General features: G+C 29.6%; 19 protein-coding genes. 7 read left to right on the forward strand and 12 right to left on the reverse strand.

Annotated features, from left to right (window positions below; translation table 11 throughout):
• Positions 1–14: 14 nt before the first annotated feature.
• Together WG945_RS10260 and WG945_RS10265 are read left to right on the forward strand one after the other, a co-directional pair.
• Positions 15–644, forward strand: coding sequence for a carbonic anhydrase family protein (locus WG945_RS10260; RefSeq protein WP_068447656.1), 630 nt, complete (start codon positions 15–17; stop codon positions 642–644).
• A gap of 177 nt (positions 645–821) precedes the next feature.
• Positions 822–1448 carry a carbonic anhydrase gene (locus WG945_RS10265; RefSeq protein ID WP_068447658.1) on the forward strand — a complete coding sequence of 209 codons (627 nt, stop codon included), beginning with the start codon at positions 822–824 and terminating at the stop codon, positions 1446–1448.
• Between the two features lie 68 nt (positions 1449–1516).
• On the opposite strand, the gene WG945_RS10270 is transcribed toward WG945_RS10265, so the two are convergent.
• Entirely contained in the window at positions 1517–2020 is a 504-nt protein-coding gene (locus tag WG945_RS10270) for a CvpA family protein (protein ID WP_068447660.1), read from the reverse strand.
• 83 nt (positions 2021–2103) lie between these two features.
• Between WG945_RS10270 and WG945_RS10275 the strand changes: the two genes are divergently transcribed.
• From WG945_RS10275 to WG945_RS10285, 3 genes are all read left to right on the forward strand, one after another.
• A complete protein-coding gene (locus tag WG945_RS10275) occupies positions 2104–2454 on the forward strand; it encodes a hypothetical protein (RefSeq protein ID WP_068447662.1) in 351 nt (116 codons plus the stop codon).
• 215 nt (positions 2455–2669) lie between these two features.
• Positions 2670–4034 carry a TlpA family protein disulfide reductase gene (locus WG945_RS10280; protein ID WP_068447664.1) on the forward strand — a complete coding sequence of 455 codons (1365 nt, stop codon included), beginning with the start codon at positions 2670–2672 and terminating at the stop codon, positions 4032–4034.
• On the forward strand, positions 4034–4525 hold the full coding sequence (locus tag WG945_RS10285) for a TlpA family protein disulfide reductase (protein ID WP_068447665.1): 492 nt from the start codon (positions 4034–4036) through the stop codon (positions 4523–4525). The genes WG945_RS10280 and WG945_RS10285 overlap by 1 nt, the downstream gene beginning before the upstream one ends.
• Here the strand turns inward: WG945_RS10285 and WG945_RS10290 are convergent, their stop codons facing one another.
• The 3 genes from WG945_RS10290 to WG945_RS10300 all read right to left on the reverse strand — a co-directional run bounded on the left by WG945_RS10290 (position 4526) and on the right by WG945_RS10300 (position 7181).
• On the reverse strand, positions 4526–5431 hold the full coding sequence (locus WG945_RS10290; RefSeq protein WP_068447667.1) for a DMT family transporter: 906 nt from the start codon (positions 5429–5431) through the stop codon (positions 4526–4528).
• Positions 5432–5681: 250 nt separating this feature from the next.
• The gene (locus WG945_RS10295; RefSeq protein WP_068447668.1) at positions 5682–6041 is read right to left on the reverse strand and encodes a YraN family protein; all 360 of its coding nucleotides are present in this window, start codon (positions 6039–6041) and stop codon (positions 5682–5684) included.
• 156 nt (positions 6042–6197) lie between these two features.
• Entirely contained in the window at positions 6198–7181 is a 984-nt protein-coding gene (locus tag WG945_RS10300) for an LD-carboxypeptidase (protein WP_317039156.1), read from the reverse strand.
• 137 nt (positions 7182–7318) lie between these two features.
• Between WG945_RS10300 and metG the strand changes: the two genes are divergently transcribed.
• Positions 7319–9373, forward strand: a complete 2055-nt coding sequence (metG, locus tag WG945_RS10305; RefSeq protein ID WP_068447672.1) for a methionine--tRNA ligase — start codon at positions 7319–7321, stop codon at positions 9371–9373.
• Between the two features lie 411 nt (positions 9374–9784).
• On the opposite strand, the gene WG945_RS10310 is transcribed toward metG, so the two are convergent.
• The 8 genes from WG945_RS10310 to WG945_RS10345 form a co-directional block, all read right to left on the reverse strand.
• A complete protein-coding gene (locus tag WG945_RS10310; RefSeq protein ID WP_068447674.1) occupies positions 9785–12001 on the reverse strand; it encodes a xanthine dehydrogenase family protein molybdopterin-binding subunit in 2217 nt (738 codons plus the stop codon).
• A gap of 20 nt (positions 12002–12021) precedes the next feature.
• Positions 12022–12483 carry a (2Fe-2S)-binding protein gene (locus WG945_RS10315; RefSeq protein ID WP_068447676.1) on the reverse strand — a complete coding sequence of 154 codons (462 nt, stop codon included), beginning with the start codon at positions 12481–12483 and terminating at the stop codon, positions 12022–12024.
• Between the two features lie 232 nt (positions 12484–12715).
• A complete protein-coding gene (locus tag WG945_RS10320; RefSeq protein WP_068447678.1) occupies positions 12716–13162 on the reverse strand; it encodes a hypothetical protein in 447 nt (148 codons plus the stop codon).
• Between the two features lie 87 nt (positions 13163–13249).
• Entirely contained in the window at positions 13250–14101 is an 852-nt protein-coding gene (locus tag WG945_RS10325; RefSeq protein ID WP_068447680.1) for a universal stress protein, read from the reverse strand.
• A 272-nt stretch (positions 14102–14373) separates the two neighbouring features.
• On the reverse strand, positions 14374–14676 hold the full coding sequence (gene hpf / locus WG945_RS10330; RefSeq protein ID WP_068447682.1) for a ribosome hibernation-promoting factor, HPF/YfiA family: 303 nt from the start codon (positions 14674–14676) through the stop codon (positions 14374–14376).
• A 480-nt stretch (positions 14677–15156) separates the two neighbouring features.
• Complete coding sequence (locus WG945_RS10335; protein WP_068447686.1) at positions 15157–15999, reverse strand: universal stress protein; 843 nt, start codon at positions 15997–15999, stop codon at positions 15157–15159.
• A gap of 92 nt (positions 16000–16091) precedes the next feature.
• Positions 16092–17141: a response regulator gene (locus WG945_RS10340; RefSeq protein WP_068447687.1), complete on the reverse strand. Its 1050-nt coding sequence runs from the start codon at positions 17139–17141 to the stop codon at positions 16092–16094.
• Positions 17138–18379 carry a PAS domain-containing sensor histidine kinase gene (locus WG945_RS10345; RefSeq protein WP_068447691.1) on the reverse strand — a complete coding sequence of 414 codons (1242 nt, stop codon included), beginning with the start codon at positions 18377–18379 and terminating at the stop codon, positions 17138–17140. The genes WG945_RS10340 and WG945_RS10345 overlap by 4 nt, the downstream gene beginning before the upstream one ends.
• 137 nt (positions 18380–18516) lie before the next feature.
• Here WG945_RS10345 and WG945_RS10350 point away from each other — a divergent pair, with 137 nt between their 5' ends.
• A complete protein-coding gene (locus tag WG945_RS10350; RefSeq protein ID WP_068447692.1) occupies positions 18517–18924 on the forward strand; it encodes a hypothetical protein in 408 nt (135 codons plus the stop codon).
• Positions 18925–18950 lie beyond the last annotated feature (26 nt).

Genomic DNA, 18950 nt, shown 5'->3' on the forward strand with positions numbered 1-18950 from the left:
AAACATAAAAGAACATGAAAGCACATACTAAAGAAACACAAGCAACAATGACGCCTAAAAAAGCGTTAGATTTTTTAACAGAAGGAAACCAAAGGTTTCAAGATAACTTAAAGGCACATAGAAACTTATTAGAACAAGTAAACGACACTAGTACAGGTCAGTTTCCTTTTGCAACAATTTTAAGCTGTATAGATTCTAGAGTTTCTGCCGAGTTAATTTTTGATCAGGGTTTAGGAGACATCTTTAGTATTAGAATTGCTGGTAACTTTGTAAATCAAGATATTTTAGGCTCTATGGAGTTTGCTTGTAAGTTAGCAGGTACAAAACTAGTAGTAGTTTTAGGTCACACAAGCTGTGGCGCTATAAAAGGTGCTTGTGACAATGCAAAATTAGGAAATCTAACGGCAATGCTTAACAAAATTAAACCAGCAGTAAATTCTGTACTAGAACCAAAAGAAGTAAGTTTAAGAAAATCATCTAATTTAGAATTTGTAGATAACGTTGCCGCTAGAAATGTAGCACTTACTATAGACAGAATTAGAAATGAAAGTGATGTTTTAGCTGAAATGGAGCAAAATGGAGAAATTATGATTGTTGGCGCTATGTACAACATTAATGATGGAGCCGTTAATTTTATTAGTTAATTAAAATAAGTAACTTAATAAAAGAGGTACTACAAATCTCTTTTATTAAGTTATAATAATTACCTTTCCATAATAAATGTATTTATAATTGGTACTACAACTATAAATACATTCACATAAACTAAATATATAATTTAGCTAAAATTAAACGGAAAGAAACGAACTAAAACTTAAAAAATGAACTTAGAAACTGTATTTAAAAACAATGAAAATTGGGTTAATGAAAAACTATCTACAGATAAAGATTATTTTAAAGAATTAGGCAAAGGCCAAAAACCAGAATTATTATACATTGGTTGTTCAGACAGTAGAGCTACTGCAGAAGAGCTAATGGGTGCAAAACCCGGAGAAGTTTTTGTACACAGAAATATTGCTAATATGGTTATTAGTATCGATTTAAATGTAATGTCTGTAATTAATTATGCAGTAGACCATTTAAAAGTAGATCATGTAATTGTTTGTGGGCACTATGGCTGTGGCGGTGTTAAAGCTGCAATGCAATCTGCTGACCTTGGTATTTTAAACCCTTGGTTACGTAATATTAGAGATGTTTACAGAATTCATTCTACAGAATTGAATGCTATAAAATCTGAAGAAAAAAAATACGACCGTTTGGTAGAGTTAAACGTTAAAGAACAATGTGTTAACCTTATTAAAACGGCAGCCGTACAAAAAGCATACAGAGATCGTGGTTTAAAAGTACATGGTTGGGTCTTTGATGTACATTCAGGTAAATTAATTGACCTAAAAATAGACTTCGAAAAATACTTAGATGATATTATGGAAATTTATCATCTAGATTAATAAATAAAAACCCAAGGAACATTCCTTGGTTTTTTTATTTATATTTTAAAATATATAGTTCTTAAGAATTAGACCGTTTTCTCTGGTTTCTCTTCCTTTATGATGGATGGAAAAATAGTAGGCGCTACTTTTTTTACTGGACCGTACAAAATAGACTCTTCTAATGTTTCCTTTTCAATAAAAGGGATCGTATCATTCATTTTACCAAAAAATATAAAAACAACACTTAATATCAACCCTATTTTTAAAGCACCAAATACACCACCTAATATTTTATTTAGAATTCCTAAAGAAGCAAAATCTGCAATTTTAGTCAATGCTTTTCCTAGAAGTGCAATTACCACGATAATTATTATAAACGTAATGGCAAAAGAAGCTAAAGAGATATATTCTGGTGTCCAAGAAACATACTGTTGTAAAAAATCAGAAACAAAATAAGAGAAATGAATTGCTCCATACACACCACCAACTAACGCTACCAAAGAAGCAACTTCAACAAACAAGCCTTTTAACACCCCTCTAACAAAACCAAAAAGCAGTAATGAAGCTATAATAATGTCGAAAATATTCATGAAATTAATTTCCTCAAACCTACATAATTTTTTGTCAATTTAAAAATGTCAGTTGTATCTTTACAACTTATAAAAAAAGTAAGATGCCCAAAATACTCACCTTAAAAGAAAAATGGGATTTGTTAGTTCATAAATTAACAAATCAATTTGCAGATGGAGACGAATTAAATATGGATGGAATTATCTATTTAATTGGTGTACAAGAATTAGGACAAGGTCAAAGAGAATTTAAAAAAGACGAGAAAGTAAATCTAATGCATATTGCTATATGCAAACTTTTAGAGCCTTATGGTTATTACGAATTCGATTATTTTGATGATGATACTTGGCCACATTATAAAATACTTACAGAGCTACCAAACTTAAAACCTGGTGAACAAACCGTTTTAATGAAAGAGGCTATCATCAACTATTTTGAGTCTTTAAATTACTAATAATAAGCTATGTAACTCACAGCTCTATCACCTTTCTTAATACCATTTTTTGAAGAAGATATTTTTAAACCACTATCTCATCTTTAATAAATTGTAATTAATTTATTTTCAATTAGAAATCTAAACCTCTAACGATTAATAATTTAATAGAGAAATAGTACTTTTGGTACGCTTCTTGAAAATAGTTTAACAAGAACAAAAATCAACCTTAAAAGATGAAAAATATACTCGCGTTTCTATTCTTAATTTCTTCGTTTGCACATGCGCAATATACTATTAACGGAACCATGTCTCCAACCGTAGATACAGATTGGGTTATTTTGTACAAAATAGAAGGTGCAACACAGAAATTTATTCAAAACTCAAAAATTAAAACAAGTTCTGTTGATATACAAGGAAAAAAACAGCCATTAGGTAGCTTTAGTTTTACGTTACCAGAAAACACAAAAGTAGGTTCTTATAGAATAACATATAAATTAGAAGGTGCAGGTTTTGTAGATTTTGTTTTTAACAAAGAAGATGTAAGCTTTGGTTTTCACCCAAACTATGCAAACCAAACCGTAACTTTTACAACTTCTAAAGAAAATATGCTGTATAAAAGTTATTTAGATAAAATTTCTCCAGCGCAACAAACATTAGATTCTATACAAGTTGCTGCTTTACAAAATCAAAATTTAAATCTAAAAAACGAATACAAAGAAGCCTTAAAAATAGTGAATGCCATACAAAAAGAATACTTAGAGGCCTCAAACGGAATGTATGTTCAGCCTTTTATTAAAGCTTCATTAAGAAATAATCTTCCGGAAATTATAGAAACTCCAGAAAAGTATATGTCTAATATGATTGGAACTTTCTTTGATCCTATAGATTTTAACAACAAAACATTACTAAACTCTTCTTTTATTACCGATAGAATTACCGATTATGTTTTTTACATTAATTACTCTCAAGATGCAGAAACACAACAAAAACTATTTAAAGAATCTGTAGATAAAGTTTTTTCTAAGATTGATAATATCTCTTATAAAAAAGAGATTATCGAGTTTTTAATCAATCAGTTTGAAACTGATATGAATCTTGAATTAATAGATTATTTGTTCGATAATTATTATTCTAAACTACCAATTAACGTTCAAGACAATAGCTTTAAAGAAGAGAAACAAGCCTTATTTGCTGCAGAAGTAGGCAGAATTGCACCAGATTTCTCTTGGAAAGAAAATGGTAAACAATTTATGCTTTCTAAATTAAATGATGCCGAAAATTATTTATTGATTTTTTGGAGCACTACTTGCTCTCATTGTATTACAGAAGTACCTCAAGTACATACATTTTTAAAAGAAAATGACAAGGTAAAAGTAATCGCTTTTTCTTTAGAAGAAGATGCTTATGGTTGGAATAGTTTTAAGAAGACATTACCAAATTGGCATCATGTTTTAGGGTTAAATAAATGGCAAAACAAAACTGCTAGAACTTATAATATTGTTTCTACACCTAGTTATTTTATTTTAGATGCTAACAAAAAAATAATTGCAAAACCAGAACACTTAAAAGATGTAAAACTATTTTTCGCAAATAAATAATGATCAAAAAAGCACTTATAGCTCTAGTTTTCTTTATTAATTATACTGCTGTAAGTCAACATTTTTTTAAGATTAATTATACTGCTCCAGAATTTAAGTTATGGCTTACAGACGGCTCTAAATTAACCAATAAGGACATTAAAGGAAAAGTAGTAGTTTTTAAATTTTGGTTTACTTCTTGCATGCCTTGTTTAACAGATATTCCTAAATTAAATGATCTTGTTAAAGAGTTTGATAAAAGAGATGATCTTCTTTTTATAGCACCTGCTTTAGACAGAAAACCTGTGGTTGAAAAGTTACTAAAAGCACATCCTTTCAACTTTAAAATAGCTTATTCTGCTATGGATGTTAGTAAGAAATTTAACAAGCAACAAGTATACCCTTCTTATTTTATCATCAATAAAAAAGGCAAAATTGCTTACATAGATAGTGGCAGTAAAAAATCTGACATTAATGATTTAAGAAAAGCAATTGTAAAAGCATTAAAATAATTATTTCTTTTTCTTAGCTTGTTTTAAAGAAGTTATAACAATACCTATTATCACTAAAAAAGCACCAAAAAACTGAACTAAAGTCAATCTTTCTCCTAAAAAAAAAGACGCTAATATTATGGTAGATATTGGCCCAACACCTGCAACAATAGCAAAGTTTGACGAGCTAATCATCTTAATAGAAGTACTTACTAAAAACGAAGGAATTACGGTTGCAAATATTGCTATTAGAAGTCCAAAACTATATACTTGCCAAGGCAGATTAAACAAGTCTGTTTCTCCAATAATGCTAAAGTGAATAAACACACAAAAGCACGAAACTAACATGGCATAAGCTGTAAATTTTAGAACTCCGAATTTAGGAATTAACCAACCACTTCCAACCAAATAAGAAGCGTAGGTTATGGCACTTAAGAGCACGAAAAATCCACCTAAATAAACGTTGCTTCCAGAAACATCTACTTCATCAGAAAACGCAATTACAATTCCTAGATAAGATAAAAAGATGGCTAAGGCTTGGAATTTTGTAATAGGTTGCTTAAAAAAAAGTCTATTTAATAGAATTACATTTGTTGGGTATACAAATAAAATAATCCGTTCTAAGCTTGCTTTAATATAAGTTAAACCTTCAAAATCGAAATAGCTCGCCAGATAGTAACCAACCAAACCAAAAAACACTACCCAATAATAGTCGCTTTTTGTAGTATTAATAGCTGTGTTTTTATTTCGATATACATATGCAATAACTACATAAAACGGAAAAGAAAATAGCATTCTTAACAACAACATGGTAATGGCATCTACATTATAATTATATGCGAGCTTAACCATAACTGCTTTAGATGAAAAAAGTACAATGCCTAAAACACCTAATAAAACACCCAACCAAAAGTTTTTTTTCATCATAAAACGAAACTAAAATTTACGGTTTTAAAAAGTTGTTTTAAAATTGAACGATTACGATGTTCAGACAGGAATTTACGCTATTAATTCAGAGATTTAAGTTTACCTAAATACGTTTATCACAAGAAAATTTCGATTGTCAAAAACTTAATCAACAACCTCATCCCACGGCAAGGAGTATGCTTCCAAGACTAATACTTTTCATTTATAAGAAAACCAAAGGAGCATTAAATACTTGTCCATCGCCCTGCGATTAAAAATGAAGAAAAGCATCTTCTAAATGCTCAATTTTAGTTTCTTTTTTATGATGAATAATAGCAATAATATCAAACCGAACCTCAACATCTAAATCTTTTTCTACCACATAATAATCAATTGCAGAAACTAATAATTTAATTTTTTTAGCCTTTACAGCATCTTGTGGTTCCTCAAAATAATCTGAACTTCTTGTTTTTACCTCTACAGCAGCTAATATTTCTCCTTTTTGGGCAATAATATCTACTTCTGCCTTTAAATAACGGTAGTTTGTTTCTAAAATTTTATAACCATTTTTTAATAAAAAATCGATGGCTAATTTTTCTCCTTTTTTACCAAGCTCATTGTGTTCTGCCATTTTTTTAGTCTTCAGTAGGCAGTGTTCAGTTATCAAATAAAAATCGATAATAATTCGTTATGAAATTGCCAATATGTTAATTTACAAAATAATTGACAAACCAAACCTCAAAGGTTTTTAAATTCTTTGAGGTCTTCTTTATAAAAATATCTTTATTTAATTCTCAAAAACCACAGAACTCTGTCCTGTTCCAACTGTCAACTCTATTTTTCTTCCAAGAATTAAAGCTCTATTATCAGGTTCGTGACCTGCAGGAAAATCAAACATCACCGGAAAATTATACTCTTTTACAACATCTAGAACAAGCTCTTCTATAGTATGCCCCCAATTGGTAGAATTACTCTTGATTTTAGAAATGTCTCCAATAATTAAACCTTTACATTTATCAAAATAACCAGCACGTTTTAAGCTTTGTAACATTCTATCTATAGAATATTTATATTCTCCAATTTCTTCAATAAAAAGGATCTTACCATTTGTATCAACCTCACTATTAGAACCCAACATAGATGCTAATAATGCAAGGTTACCTCCTACTATTTGTCCGCTAACCTCTCCTTTTCTATTGTATTTAGAAGAAGGAATCGTGTATTTTAATTGCTCACCAAAAATTGCTTTTTTAAAAGTAGACAACGTTTCTACAATTAACTCTGGTTTATCATCTACGCTAGACCCCATCATTGCATGCATCGTTTCTACCCCAAGATTGTGAATATGACTATGAAAAGCCGTAATATCTGAATAGCCAATAATCCATTTAGGATGTTCTAGAAAAAAAGTATAATCTAATTTATCTAAAACCCTAACAGACCCATAACCACCACGTCCAGACCAAATTGCTTTAAAATTTGGGTTATCTAATGCTTTTTGAAAATCTGCTGCTCTTTCATCATCAGAACCTGCAAAATGACTGTCTTTATTAAAAATATGTTCTCCTAAAACAACTTTTAATCCCCAACTTTCTGCTAATTGTTTTGCTCTAGCAATGGTTGCTTCTCGGTTTTTTAAAATTCCGGCAGGTGCAACAATTGCAATAGTATCTCCTATTTGTAGGTAGGGAGGTGAAATTAATTTTTCTTGTGCTTTTACGAATGAGAAAATCATTAAAAGTGAAAGTGTAAAAAGTGTTTTTTTATTCAAAATTTGTCTTATTTATTTGGTACTAATCAACTAAAAATCTAATTACTGTAAATGTATCAATTTTCAATGGTTTTTAAAACTCCCTTTTTTGTACTTTTGCACTTCAAAAATCAGTCCACAATTAATACATAGAACACATGAGTGCTCCTAAAAGATATACAATTACTGCCGCTTTACCATATACAAATGGTCCAATACATATTGGTCACTTAGCAGGTGTTTACGTTCCTGCAGATATTTATGCGCGTTATTTACGTTTAACAGGTAATGATGTTGCCTACATTTCTGGTTCGGATGAGCATGGTGCTGCCATACCAATGAGAGCTAAAAAAGAAGGCGTTTCTCCGCAAGTAATTATTGATAAATACCACGGAATCATCAAAAAATCTTTTGAAGATTTCGGAATTTCTTTTGATAATTATTCTAGAACATCAGCTAAAATTCATCATGAAACTGCCTCAGAGTTTTTTACAAAAATGTATAATGATGGTGAGTTTATAGAAGAAGTTTCGGCACAATTGTATGACGCAGAAGCAAATCAGTTTTTAGCAGACAGGTTTGTGGTAGGAACTTGCCCAAAATGTGGTTTCGAAGAAAGTTATGGAGATCAATGTGAAAACTGTGGTACTTCTCACAACGCTACAGATTTAATTAATCCTAAATCTGCAATTACAGGAAATGTACCATCAGTAAAAGAAACAAAACACTGGTTTTTACCTCTAGATAAACACGAAGCTTTTTTACGTGAGTGGATTTTAGAAGGTCATAAAAAAGATTGGAAACCTAATGTTTACGGACAAGTAAAAAGTTGGGTAGAAGATGGTTTAAGACCAAGAGCAGTAACAAGAGATTTAGATTGGGGAATTCCGGTTCCTTTAAAAGATGCCGAAGGAAAAGTGTTATATGTTTGGTTTGATGCGCCAATTGGCTACATTTCATCTACCAAAGAATGGGCAGCAAGAGAAGGAAAAAACTGGGAAGATTATTGGAAAAAAGATGATACCAAATTGGTTCATTTTATAGGAAAAGACAATATTGTTTTTCACTGTATTATTTTTCCATCGATGTTAAAAGCACATGGAGATTATATTTTACCAGATAATGTACCTGCAAACGAGTTTTTAAATTTAGAAGGAAATAAATTATCGACTTCTAAAAACTGGGCAGTTTGGTTGCATGAGTATTTAGAAGAATTTCCAGATCAGCAAGATGTTTTACGTTATACATTAACTGCAAACGCACCAGAAAGTAAAGACAACGATTTTACTTGGAAAGATTTTCAGGCTAAAAACAACAACGAATTGGTTGCTATTTTTGGTAACTTTATCAACAGAGTTGTGGTTTTAACTAATAAATATTACGAAGGCATTATACCTGCGCCAAACGATTTTACAGAAGTAGATGAAGATGTTTTAGCAGCTGTAAAAGAGTTTCCGAATATTATTGGAAAGTCTATTGAAAGATATAGATTTAGAGAAGCTAGCCAAGAATTAATGAATTTAGCAAGACTCGGTAACAAGTATTTAGCCGATGAAGAGCCTTGGAAAGTTATAAAAGTAGATGCAGAACGTGTACAAACAATTATGTATGTTGCTTTGCAAATTTCTGCAGCTTTAGCAGTTGTTTCTAAACCATTTTTACCTTTTACTTCAGATAAATTAAAAGGTATTTTAAATATTGATGATAAACTGTCTTGGAATGATATTACTGAAAAAGAAATTTTATTACCTGCAGCTCATCAAATAAACAAAGCAGAATTATTGTTTTCTAAAATTGAGGATAAAACAATTGATGCTCAAATTGAAAAATTAGAAGCTACTAAAATTGCCAACGAACAAGAAAATAAAGTGGTAGAACCACAGAAAGAAACTATAGAATTTGATGATTTTACCAAACTAGATATTAGAATTGGTACCATTTTAGAAGCAGAAAAAGTAGCTAAAACTAAAAAGCTTTTAAAATTAAAGGTAGATGTTGGTATTGATACAAGAACCATTGTTTCTGGTATTGCAGAAAGCTTTAAACCAGAAGATATTATTGGTCAACAAGTTTCTGTTTTGGTAAACTTAGCACCTAGAAAAATTAGAGGTGTAGAAAGCCAAGGAATGATTTTAATGACAGATACTCCTGATGGAAAATTAGCCTTTGTAGAACCTACAAAAGAAGTTAAAAACGGACAACAAGTAAGTTAATACTTAAAAGAAATACAACTATAAAGAAGCCCTTAATTTTCATCTGAAAATTAAGGGCTTCTTTTTTTTTAAGTAAAATTAGCATAAATTAGTTCTTTTAAAAACTATGCCTTATTTATTAATAATAATTGAATTTTATTCAAAAAACACATCTTAAAGTTTAACTTTTCACCGATAATCACAAACAATTCACAGAAAGTTATGTTCTTTTTAACGAATTAATATTTTTTCTAATACCTAATGAATTAAATTTGTAGTAGAAAAACATTTTTACCTTAAAGATATTAGAGAAGTAACATGTTAAGAAATCCCTATAATTTTTAACAAATAAAAGTTACCCTCACTTTTGTTAAATCGCCAAAACATTAATTTATTTTGGCGATTTTCATTTTATTCTAATAATGCTTTTAACTATCCTAAAACTTCACTCTTATTCAATTCATTAACAAAAGGCTGACGATATAGTCTCTTACCCAATGCAGCGTTAATTGCATTTGCCACTGCGCCTCCTGCTGGTGGTAAACCTGGTTCTCCTAATCCGGTTGGAGATAAATCATTTTCTACAAAATGAACTACTACTTTTGGAGTTTCTTGCATTCTAATTAAACGATACGTATCAAAGTTTTTTGCATTTGGTTTTCCATCTTTAAAAGAGAAACCTGCATACATAGCATGCCCTATTCCATCTAAAACACCACCTTCTACTTGGTTTCTTGCTCCCGTTGGGTTTACAACAATACCACAATCTACGGCAACAGTTACTTTTTTAACTACAGGAAAACCATCTTTTAACACCATTTCGGCAATTTCAGCAACGTGTGTATTATGGCTATAATAAGCAGAAAAACCTTGGTAAACACCTTCTTTTGTTTTACCCCAATTTCCTTTTTCTCTCACTAATTTAATAGTATCTTCCATTCTTTGTCCAGAATATTCAATCTTTTCATCGGTAGATCCTTTTACAGACTGCAATAAATCTAAACGTAGTTGAATGGTGTCTATATTTAATTCTGCTGCTAATTCATCAAAGAAACTTTGTTCTACAAACGCTAAAAAATTGGTGTAAGGAGCTCTCCATGCTCCGGTTGTTATATTGCTATTATAACTACCTGTTTCTACTTTATAGTTAGGGATACATCCTGCAGGAAAAAAGTTAGGAATCAATCCGTACATGTTTCCATTTACAGCGGCTTCCTTTAAATGATAACCGGTTACCTTTCCGTCTTTTAAAGCTGCCTTTATTCTATATTTTACAGCTGGCTTATAAACTCCCGTTGTCATATCATCTTCTCTAGTAGAAACTAATTTTACCGGTTTTTTAATGGCATTAGATATTTCTGCAGCTTCATACACAAAATCTGCGTACAATCTTCTACCAAAACCACCACCCATTCTGGTCATTTCTAACGAGATTTTATCTACCTCAAAACCTAATAAATCTGCAACTACATTTGCTGCAAATTCTGGTGTTTGTACAGGGCCTGCTAAATGTATTTTTTCTGATGTAACATCAGCATAAAAATTCATGGGCTCCATACAATTATGTGGTAAAAAAGGAGAATGATATGTTTTTTCTATCACTTTATCTGCAGTGGCAAAAGCCTTTTTTATATCACCATCTTCTCTTCTTGTATTTAGTTTTTTACCCTCTAAAATTTCAGTTAAAACTTTATCATGGGTTTCTGTAGATTCTAATTTGCTATCTTTTTTCCAAACAGCAGCAAGTGCTTTTTTGCCTTTTATTGCCGCCCAAGTATTTTCTGCAATAACAACTACTTTATCTGTTTCAGACATGGTAAATGTCCAATTTGTCTTACCAGATGCCACATACTGTCTTATCTTATCACCAATCGTAATTACATCAATAACTCCTTTTACTTTTTTTGCGGCCGTAGCATCAAAACTTTCTAATATTTGTCCGAAAGCGGGTGGTCTTAAAACAGTAGCAATCACCATTCCGTCTGTTTTGTAATCAAATCCAAAAAGTGGTTTTCCTGTAATAATTTTATCAATATCTACATTTACAATTTCTTGACCAATAATGGTATAATCCTTAGTTTCTTTTAATGTTACATTTTCTGGCACTTCTAATAATGCTGCTTCTTTTACAACATCTCCATAACCTAATTGATCTCCATTTGCATTGGTAATAATTCCTTTTGATGCTTTACACGTACTTGCATCTACATTCCATTTTGCAGCTGCAGCATTTATCAACATTTGTTTAGTGGTTGCTCCTGTTTGTCTTAAAGCATCCCAACCAAATCGAATAGATTGACTTCCGCCAGCCAATTGTCTTGTAAAATTATTAGTGTCTAAATTTCCTTGCGCTACGTTAACTTTACTCCATTCTACATCTAATTCTTCTGCAATAAGCATTGGCATTGCTGTTTTTACACCTTGTCCAATTTCTGGATTTGGAGAAAAGATAGTAACATAACCGTCATCAGAAATTTTTATAAATGCATTAAAATCATTGAAGTTTAAACTCTCAATATCTACAGGCATTACTGCTTCTGGCTTACAAGCCGTTAATAAATTAAAGCCAATTAATAAACCACCACTTGCTAAAACTGATGCCTTTAAAAAGTTTCTTCTACTAAAATTATTTTTTGATATAGATTCCATTTTGTGAAGTAGTTTTATGATTAAGACATTTTATTTGCAGCAACTTTTACCGCTTTTTCAATTCTATTATATGAAGCACATCTACAAATGTTACCATTCATTGCTTCTCTAATTTCTTCCTCTGAAGGATTCTTATTTTCAGCTAAAAAAGCAGAAGCAGTCATAATTTGACCTGCCTGACAATAGCCACATTGCGGCACATCTATCTCTTTCCACGCCTCTTGTACCGGATGTTTTCCATCATTAGACAGCCCTTCTATAGTGGTGATTTTTACAGCATCTAAAATAGAAACTTGCATTTGACAACTTCTTGTTGCAACACCATCTAGATGAACAGTGCAGGCGCCACATTGCGCAATTCCGCAACCAAATTTTGTACCTACTAAATTTAGTTCATCTCTTAAAATCCATAGCAATGGAGTGTCTGCATCTGCAGATACTTTACGTTCTTTTCCGTTAATATGAAGTGTGTAATTTGGCATAGAAAGTCGGTTTTAAATTGAAGTTGGAAGTTACAAAAAATTGCTTTCGTTATTTTAACTAGAAGTTAAATGAATATATTTTGGGATTATTTTAACGAAAACAAACTATAAATACCTAAATAACAACACAATAATAAGTTAAAAATAGTTTAAAGCAAAAAAAATCCACCCTAAGAAAGGGTGGATTCAACTTTTTCAAATCAATTTTACGCAGCTTTATCTTACTATTTCTTTATTCCACATCTATAATTCGTTTTTGTTTTTCTGTTTTCTTTATCTTTTTTAAAATATCAAACAAACTTAGTTTTAACTCCCTGTGTTCTTTTAAGTGATTTTTAAATAAAATAAGTAATGTTTTATGCTCATTCTTATAAGTTTCTTTTTGCTGATCACCCTTACTATCTATAACTTCGAGGCTATTTTCATGTTTTTGAACCAATTGAATTAACGCATCATTGGTCTTTATAGAATTACTTAATTTCTCAATAATTTCTTTGCTTTTAGCGTAAGATTGAAAATTGATTAATTGAAGGGTATTCCATTTTATTAAGTCTTCGAAAAAGAGATATTCATCATTTAAAAACTCTAATTCTAAACGCCATTCTTTAGATTCATTGTGCATTTCTTCTGCACTTAACCATTTTATATAACTTGTATTTACATGTTTAATTTTCATCATAAATAGTATTAAATTCTATACTAAAAACTTATCTCCCCCTAATTTACTTAAAAAAACAAGCTTATAAAATGATTAATATCATCTAAATTAGTTTGTCTTTTCTCCTGAAGGAATTACTAAGAAAGGTACATTTAAGTGAAAACCTATTTGACTAATTGTTGATTTAAAAAATAGATTTTCGAAAAAAGAATGCTTATTGTTTATCATCACTAACAGATTTATTTGCATTTTTAATTGAAATTCAGAAATAGCACCTGTTACACTTTGGTTGCTTACACTATAGAATAAATGGGTAACATTTTTTAATATTTTATCTAACTTCTGTTTATTTTCTATTTGATTTTTAGATAAATCATCGCCATAAGTAGTGTTTATTATATTTATTCTAGAACTATTAGAAAGGCCAATATCTACAATTAGTTTTACTTGTTTTTCATTAAAAGAAACTTCATAGTCCGAAGGAAATAATACTTCTTTAGGAGCTTTAAAAGCATAATTACTTGGTATTGCTAACACTGGGCATTTTGCATTTTTAATTATATGTACGGTGTTAGAACCAAATAAAATTTCGGTTAAACCCGTTGCTCCTTTGGTTCCCATTAAAATAAGATCCATTACATATTTTTCATGCAACTCTTCTATCTCATTTATTAAAGTATTAAATGAAGCTATTTTACGATACGTATGGTTTGGATTTTTAAATTGATTTTCAATTTTTTGTTGAAGTTTATCAAGTCCTTCCTCTGATGTCTTTCTTACAACATCAATTAAATTAAAACCGTCAACACCCGGTGTCATATACTCTACATCATAAATCATTGGTGTATAAGTATTCATTATAAAGAAATTACATTTTTCGTCCTTAAATAATTGAACTGCATATTGAATTGCATTCCACGAATTATCTGAAAAATCTGTAGGTAAAAGTATATTTTTCATGATGTTTGTTTTTAATAAATTCTAAATTATATTTCCTATTCCATAATCTCCTAGAAGAGATCTTTCCTATAGATTTATTTTATCTATATGGCTTTAAAATAGACTATGTTGCTTTTTAAGTATAAAATGACCTCCTAAGTTTCTTAGATTCTCCTTAATAAAGAGTTAAATATCTATCAGAAAGATAGAGCGCATCTGTTGCAGAATTATTATCAGACTAAAAAAAAGTCTTTATTAGCCTGATAATAATTTAACCGAGCATTGATCTGTATTTACAGATAAGGTTTTGTAATTGCCTTTCTCTTTTGTAATTGCTTTTCTAAATCTGAAATAGTATTTTTTACAGCAAGTTCGTAATTTTTTTCATTTGACGATGCAAATAATCTTGGTCCTGGTGCACTTAATTCTATTTCACAAATTACGCCTTTGTTTTTAGAATCATTTTCTTTTTTAAAAAACACATCTGCTTTAATAATTGTTTCGAATTTTTTAACCAAACCATCTAGCTTTTTTTCTGTATAAGCTTCCATAGTTTCACTTGTAGACATGTTAACAAATTGAATATTCATTTTCATCTTTATGGTGTTTTTAGTTATTAATAAAAAAATTATTGAAACCTATCGTTTCGTATGTAGTTCTAAGATAATCCTTTTTAATTAAATTATTATAATAGCATATGCAATATTTAATAGATATAAACCTATTAGAAAAAGTAATGTATATATCGCCTGTACAAATCTAATATTTACAAGTTTTAACCAATGTATGGTTCGCTTCGGAATACTAAAAAGAGACAACCCTATAAGTAATGATGACCAACCAATTAGGGTAATTATAAGTTTCCAATTAGGCTCCCAAATGTTATGAAATAGAATATTTATCAAACCAATAATAATGGCTAAAAAAGAAAAAATAATCAGAAATTTTTGATCTTCTAAATCATTAAATATTTGCCTGATTCTTTTTGGATTAAAACTGAGTATAACGAAAAAAATAAGTAAGTAATAACCCCAAAACTTTGCTAAAAAAATTGAATTATCCATAACATATTGTTTTTATTCATGCAGTACTAAAAAAGGAACATCGGTATGATAACTTATTTCCGCTACCTTGGTATGAAATAATATTTGTTGAAAATAATTAAGATTTTTTGCAACCATGGCAATCATATCTATGTTTCTACTATTTACAAAACACTGTACAGCATCTTCTACTTTTTTATTTGTTAAAAAATGAAAACTGTGTTTGTAATTGTATAAGTAATCTTCGAGTAGTTCTTTACTTTTTCGTTGATCTTCATTTAAAACTGTAACTTTTTTACTTATATTTAAAACCCTTAAAGACGATTTTTTCTCTTCTAATATTGCTATTATTGGTTCTAAAATTTGTAATTCATTACACAAAGAAAAATCTGTTGGAAACGCAATTTCTTCTATTTTTTTAAATTTAGCATTTTCAGGCACCACTAAAGTTGTACACTTTACTTTTGTAATAACATCTCCCGTATTACTGCCTGTAATAAAACCAGTAAAACCACTAGCTCCTTTTGTTCCCATAACAATTACATCTATTTTTTTTTCTTCTACATGTTGTCTTATAGATTCAATAAAAAAATTAGAGTCTGTTAGAGTATAAAATTTATGGTTTTTATTATTATTAAAATTTAGCGCTATTTTTTGCTGAAGTTCTTTTAATTGTTTTTTTGCATTTTCTACGTTTACATCTATAATTATTTCTTGAGTGTTATCATAAAAATAATTGTCTACTACAACGTTATTTAACCTATTAACGTGTAACAAATAAAAATTGCACGTTGAGTGCTTATAAAAATTTAAAGCATACTCAATAGCATTCCAAGAATTGTCTGAAAAATCTGTAGGGAGTAAAATAGCTTTCATTTAAATTCATCTTTTTATCTAAAAGACAAATTTATTGCTACAATACTTTTTAAAAAATGATATTAGTCATATAGCCGCTAATTCATTTAATATCAAGAAATTTCTTTTAATTTTTCTAAGTCTAAAATTCTAATTGTTCTACCTTCTATTTCTATAAGACCTTGCTTTTTAAAACTAGACATTGTTCTTATTAAAGTTTCTGTTGCAATACCTGCAACACTAGCTAAATCGTTTCTAGAAATTTTAATTTGATCTTCTGGTTTTCTATTTAATTTCTCTGCAAACATTAAAATTGTCTTAGCTGTTTTTTTACTTACAGAACTATAAGCCATTTGCAAAAGTTGGTCTTTTACAACAGCTAAGTCTTCTGTTAACAACTCTATTAATTCTAGCGTTACTTTATGGTTTTTATTTAAGACACCTGTTAATGTTTTTTTAGAAAGCCCAACTAATTCTGTTTTCTGAATTGCAGTTGCAGATTCTTGATAGGCTAAATTTTGAGAAAAAGAAGTGTAACCAAATAAATCATCTTCTTTGTATAAAGCCGTAGTTAACTGTTTGCCTTGCTCATCTAACTTATGGCATTTTATGAGTCCGCTATTTATTAAGTAAATGTAATTAGAGTTATTACCTTCTTTATAGATACTTGCATCTTTAAGAAAAATAAAGGTTTCACCGTTATCTTCAAAATAATTTTTTAAATCATTAAGGCTTCTTATATCTTCTTCCTCTTCTTCTATGGCTTCGTTTATTTCTCTACGATCTTTTAGTATCGATACTTTAGCCAACCTACTTTCTATAGCACTTATTAATTCATCTTCATTAAAAGGCTTTGTTATATAATCATCTGCCCCTAAATCCATCCCTTTTCTTACATCACTTCTTTCTGTTTTTGCAGATAAGAAGATAAACGGAATGTGTTTGGTAACTTCATTTTTAGTTAAAGCTTCTAGAACACCATAACCATCTAACTCTGGCATCATAATATCACAAACAATAATATCTGGTACTATTTTTTGGGCTAGTTGTACACCTATTTTACCATTAGAAGCACTCGTAACTTCATAGTTTGATAATTCTAAAAGTTCTGAAGTGTTTTCTCTTAAAACTACATCATCCTCAATTAATAGTATTTTTCTCATTTTGCTGTATTAATAATCTTCAATGTAAACGTTGATCCTTTATTCTCTTCACTTTCAAAAGTAATCGTTCCGCCTAAGTTTTGTAAATGACTTTTAATAATATTTAAACCAATTCCTGTTCCTTCGGTTAATAAAGCATTTTCTGCTCTAAAATAACGGTTAAATATATTTTTTTGATCTGCTTTTGGAATCCCAATTCCTTGGTCTTTTATTTTAATAGTAGTAGCTGTATTATCTTGCTTTATTTTGATATCAATTTCCGTATTCTCTGGCGAATATTTAATAGCATTGTTTATTAAATTGGACAATGCCAATGCTATTGTTTTTTCATCTTGTGTTAAAGAAATTTCATCTATATCTTCTGGGTATTTAATTCTTTGTCCTTGCTTTAAAAGCATGTTTGCATTATAGATTACCTCATCTACTACCTTACTTAATTTAAAAGTATGAAACTTATAATTTATTTTACCAGTTTCTAATATTTCTATTGATAGAAAATCATTTAAAATATTATTTAAATAATGTACTTTATTGGTAATGGTCTCTAAATGCTTATTTCTTTTTTCTTGTTGTTCTGTTAACTTATACTTACCCAAAAGCATTGTAGAAGTTAAAATACCACTTAACGGTGTTTTAAACTCATGAGAAACTAAAGACAAAAACTTTGTTTTTAGTTCATTCAATTCTTTTTCTTTTTTTAAAGCATCTTTAATTTTGTTCTCTGCGTCTATCCTTTTTTGATTTTCGGCATCCAACTCTATGTTTACAGTCTTTAACTCTTGAACCGTTTTGCTTAATTCTTTTGTTCTCTCACAAACCTTTTTTTCTAGCTCATCATTTAGCTGAAATATTTCTTCTTCTTGTTGCTTACGAACAGAAATATCTATAACTAAAGCCATTATAAAAGTTTCTCCATTTATTTGAAACGGATTTAAACCTGCTTCTAACGGAAAAATGTCTCCATTTTTTCGGGCTCCATATAAGTCTCTCCCATTCCCCATCTGCCGTTTTTCTTTATTCATCATAAAACCCTTAAAATGGGCTCCATGACCAGCATGATAATTCTTAGGAATTAAAACATTAAGCGGTTGGTTTATAAGTTCTCCTGTATTATAACCAAACATTTTTTCTACAGAACTATTTACAGAAACTATATTTTGTTTGCCATTTACAACTACAACACCCTCCGAAACAGCTTCAAAAAGTACATTAAAAACATCCCGATCTTTACTTAGCATTTTAGTTATAAATTAACTGATTAAACAAAGAATAAAAATACTACATTTTAGAGGAAAATTACAGCATTTTATGACTATTATCATAATTTTATGCCTCAAAATTCTATAATTTTACTTTTACTCATAAATTCTTAATTATGAAACCTTCACAAAACACAATTATTTCTTTTTATGAAAACTTAGGTAAATTATTTTTCGCAATTGCTGCTGCAGACAATGTGGTAGAAGAAGTAGAATTTAATGTTTTAAAAGAAATTGTAAAAAACAAATGGACTAAAATAGATCCTACTGATGATGATTTTCATTCGGATGCTGCGTATCAAATAGAAACCGTTTTCGATTGGTTAAATAATGAAAGTTTTTCTAATTCTGAAACTTGTTATAATGAGTTTATCGATTTTAAAAAAGAACATCCCTCTTTATTTACAGAAGATATTAAGAGTCTAATTATAAAAACAGCAACTAAAATAGCTGCTTCCGTGGCAGATTTAAATAAATCTGAATTAATGTTGGTTGCAAAACTGAGTTTAGAACTTAAAAAATAATATATTTAGGTATCCTTTTAACTCAG

It is taken from the genome of Polaribacter atrinae (assembly GCF_038023995.1).
In the GTDB taxonomy this organism is placed as follows: Bacteria; Bacteroidota; Bacteroidia; order Flavobacteriales; family Flavobacteriaceae; genus Polaribacter; species Polaribacter atrinae.

What these genes read in the sequence shown, in the direction of transcription:
- WG945_RS10260 (WP_068447656.1), top strand. Translation starts at nt 15, where the DNA reads ATGAAAGCACATACTAAAGAAACACAAGCAACAATGACGCCTAAAAAA.
- WG945_RS10265 (WP_068447658.1), top strand. Translation starts at nt 822, where the DNA reads ATGAACTTAGAAACTGTATTTAAAAACAATGAAAATTGGGTTAATGAA.
- WG945_RS10270 (WP_068447660.1), bottom strand. Translation starts at nt 2,020, where the DNA reads ATGAATATTTTCGACATTATTATAGCTTCATTACTGCTTTTTGGTTTT.
- WG945_RS10275 (WP_068447662.1), top strand. Translation starts at nt 2,104, where the DNA reads ATGCCCAAAATACTCACCTTAAAAGAAAAATGGGATTTGTTAGTTCAT.
- WG945_RS10280 (WP_068447664.1), top strand. Translation starts at nt 2,670, where the DNA reads ATGAAAAATATACTCGCGTTTCTATTCTTAATTTCTTCGTTTGCACAT.
- WG945_RS10285 (WP_068447665.1), top strand. Translation starts at nt 4,034, where the DNA reads ATGATCAAAAAAGCACTTATAGCTCTAGTTTTCTTTATTAATTATACT.
- WG945_RS10290 (WP_068447667.1), bottom strand. Translation starts at nt 5,431, where the DNA reads ATGATGAAAAAAAACTTTTGGTTGGGTGTTTTATTAGGTGTTTTAGGC.
- WG945_RS10295 (WP_068447668.1), bottom strand. Translation starts at nt 6,041, where the DNA reads ATGGCAGAACACAATGAGCTTGGTAAAAAAGGAGAAAAATTAGCCATC.
- metG (WP_068447672.1), top strand. Translation starts at nt 7,319, where the DNA reads ATGAGTGCTCCTAAAAGATATACAATTACTGCCGCTTTACCATATACA.
- WG945_RS10310 (WP_068447674.1), bottom strand. Translation starts at nt 12,001, where the DNA reads ATGGAATCTATATCAAAAAATAATTTTAGTAGAAGAAACTTTTTAAAG.
- WG945_RS10315 (WP_068447676.1), bottom strand. Translation starts at nt 12,483, where the DNA reads ATGCCAAATTACACACTTCATATTAACGGAAAAGAACGTAAAGTATCT.
- WG945_RS10320 (WP_068447678.1), bottom strand. Translation starts at nt 13,162, where the DNA reads ATGATGAAAATTAAACATGTAAATACAAGTTATATAAAATGGTTAAGT.
- WG945_RS10325 (WP_068447680.1), bottom strand. Translation starts at nt 14,101, where the DNA reads ATGAAAAATATACTTTTACCTACAGATTTTTCAGATAATTCGTGGAAT.
- hpf (WP_068447682.1), bottom strand. Translation starts at nt 14,676, where the DNA reads ATGAAAATGAATATTCAATTTGTTAACATGTCTACAAGTGAAACTATG.
- WG945_RS10335 (WP_068447686.1), bottom strand. Translation starts at nt 15,999, where the DNA reads ATGAAAGCTATTTTACTCCCTACAGATTTTTCAGACAATTCTTGGAAT.
- WG945_RS10340 (WP_068447687.1), bottom strand. Translation starts at nt 17,141, where the DNA reads ATGAGAAAAATACTATTAATTGAGGATGATGTAGTTTTAAGAGAAAAC.
- WG945_RS10345 (WP_068447691.1), bottom strand. Translation starts at nt 18,379, where the DNA reads ATGCTAAGTAAAGATCGGGATGTTTTTAATGTACTTTTTGAAGCTGTT.
- WG945_RS10350 (WP_068447692.1), top strand. Translation starts at nt 18,517, where the DNA reads ATGAAACCTTCACAAAACACAATTATTTCTTTTTATGAAAACTTAGGT.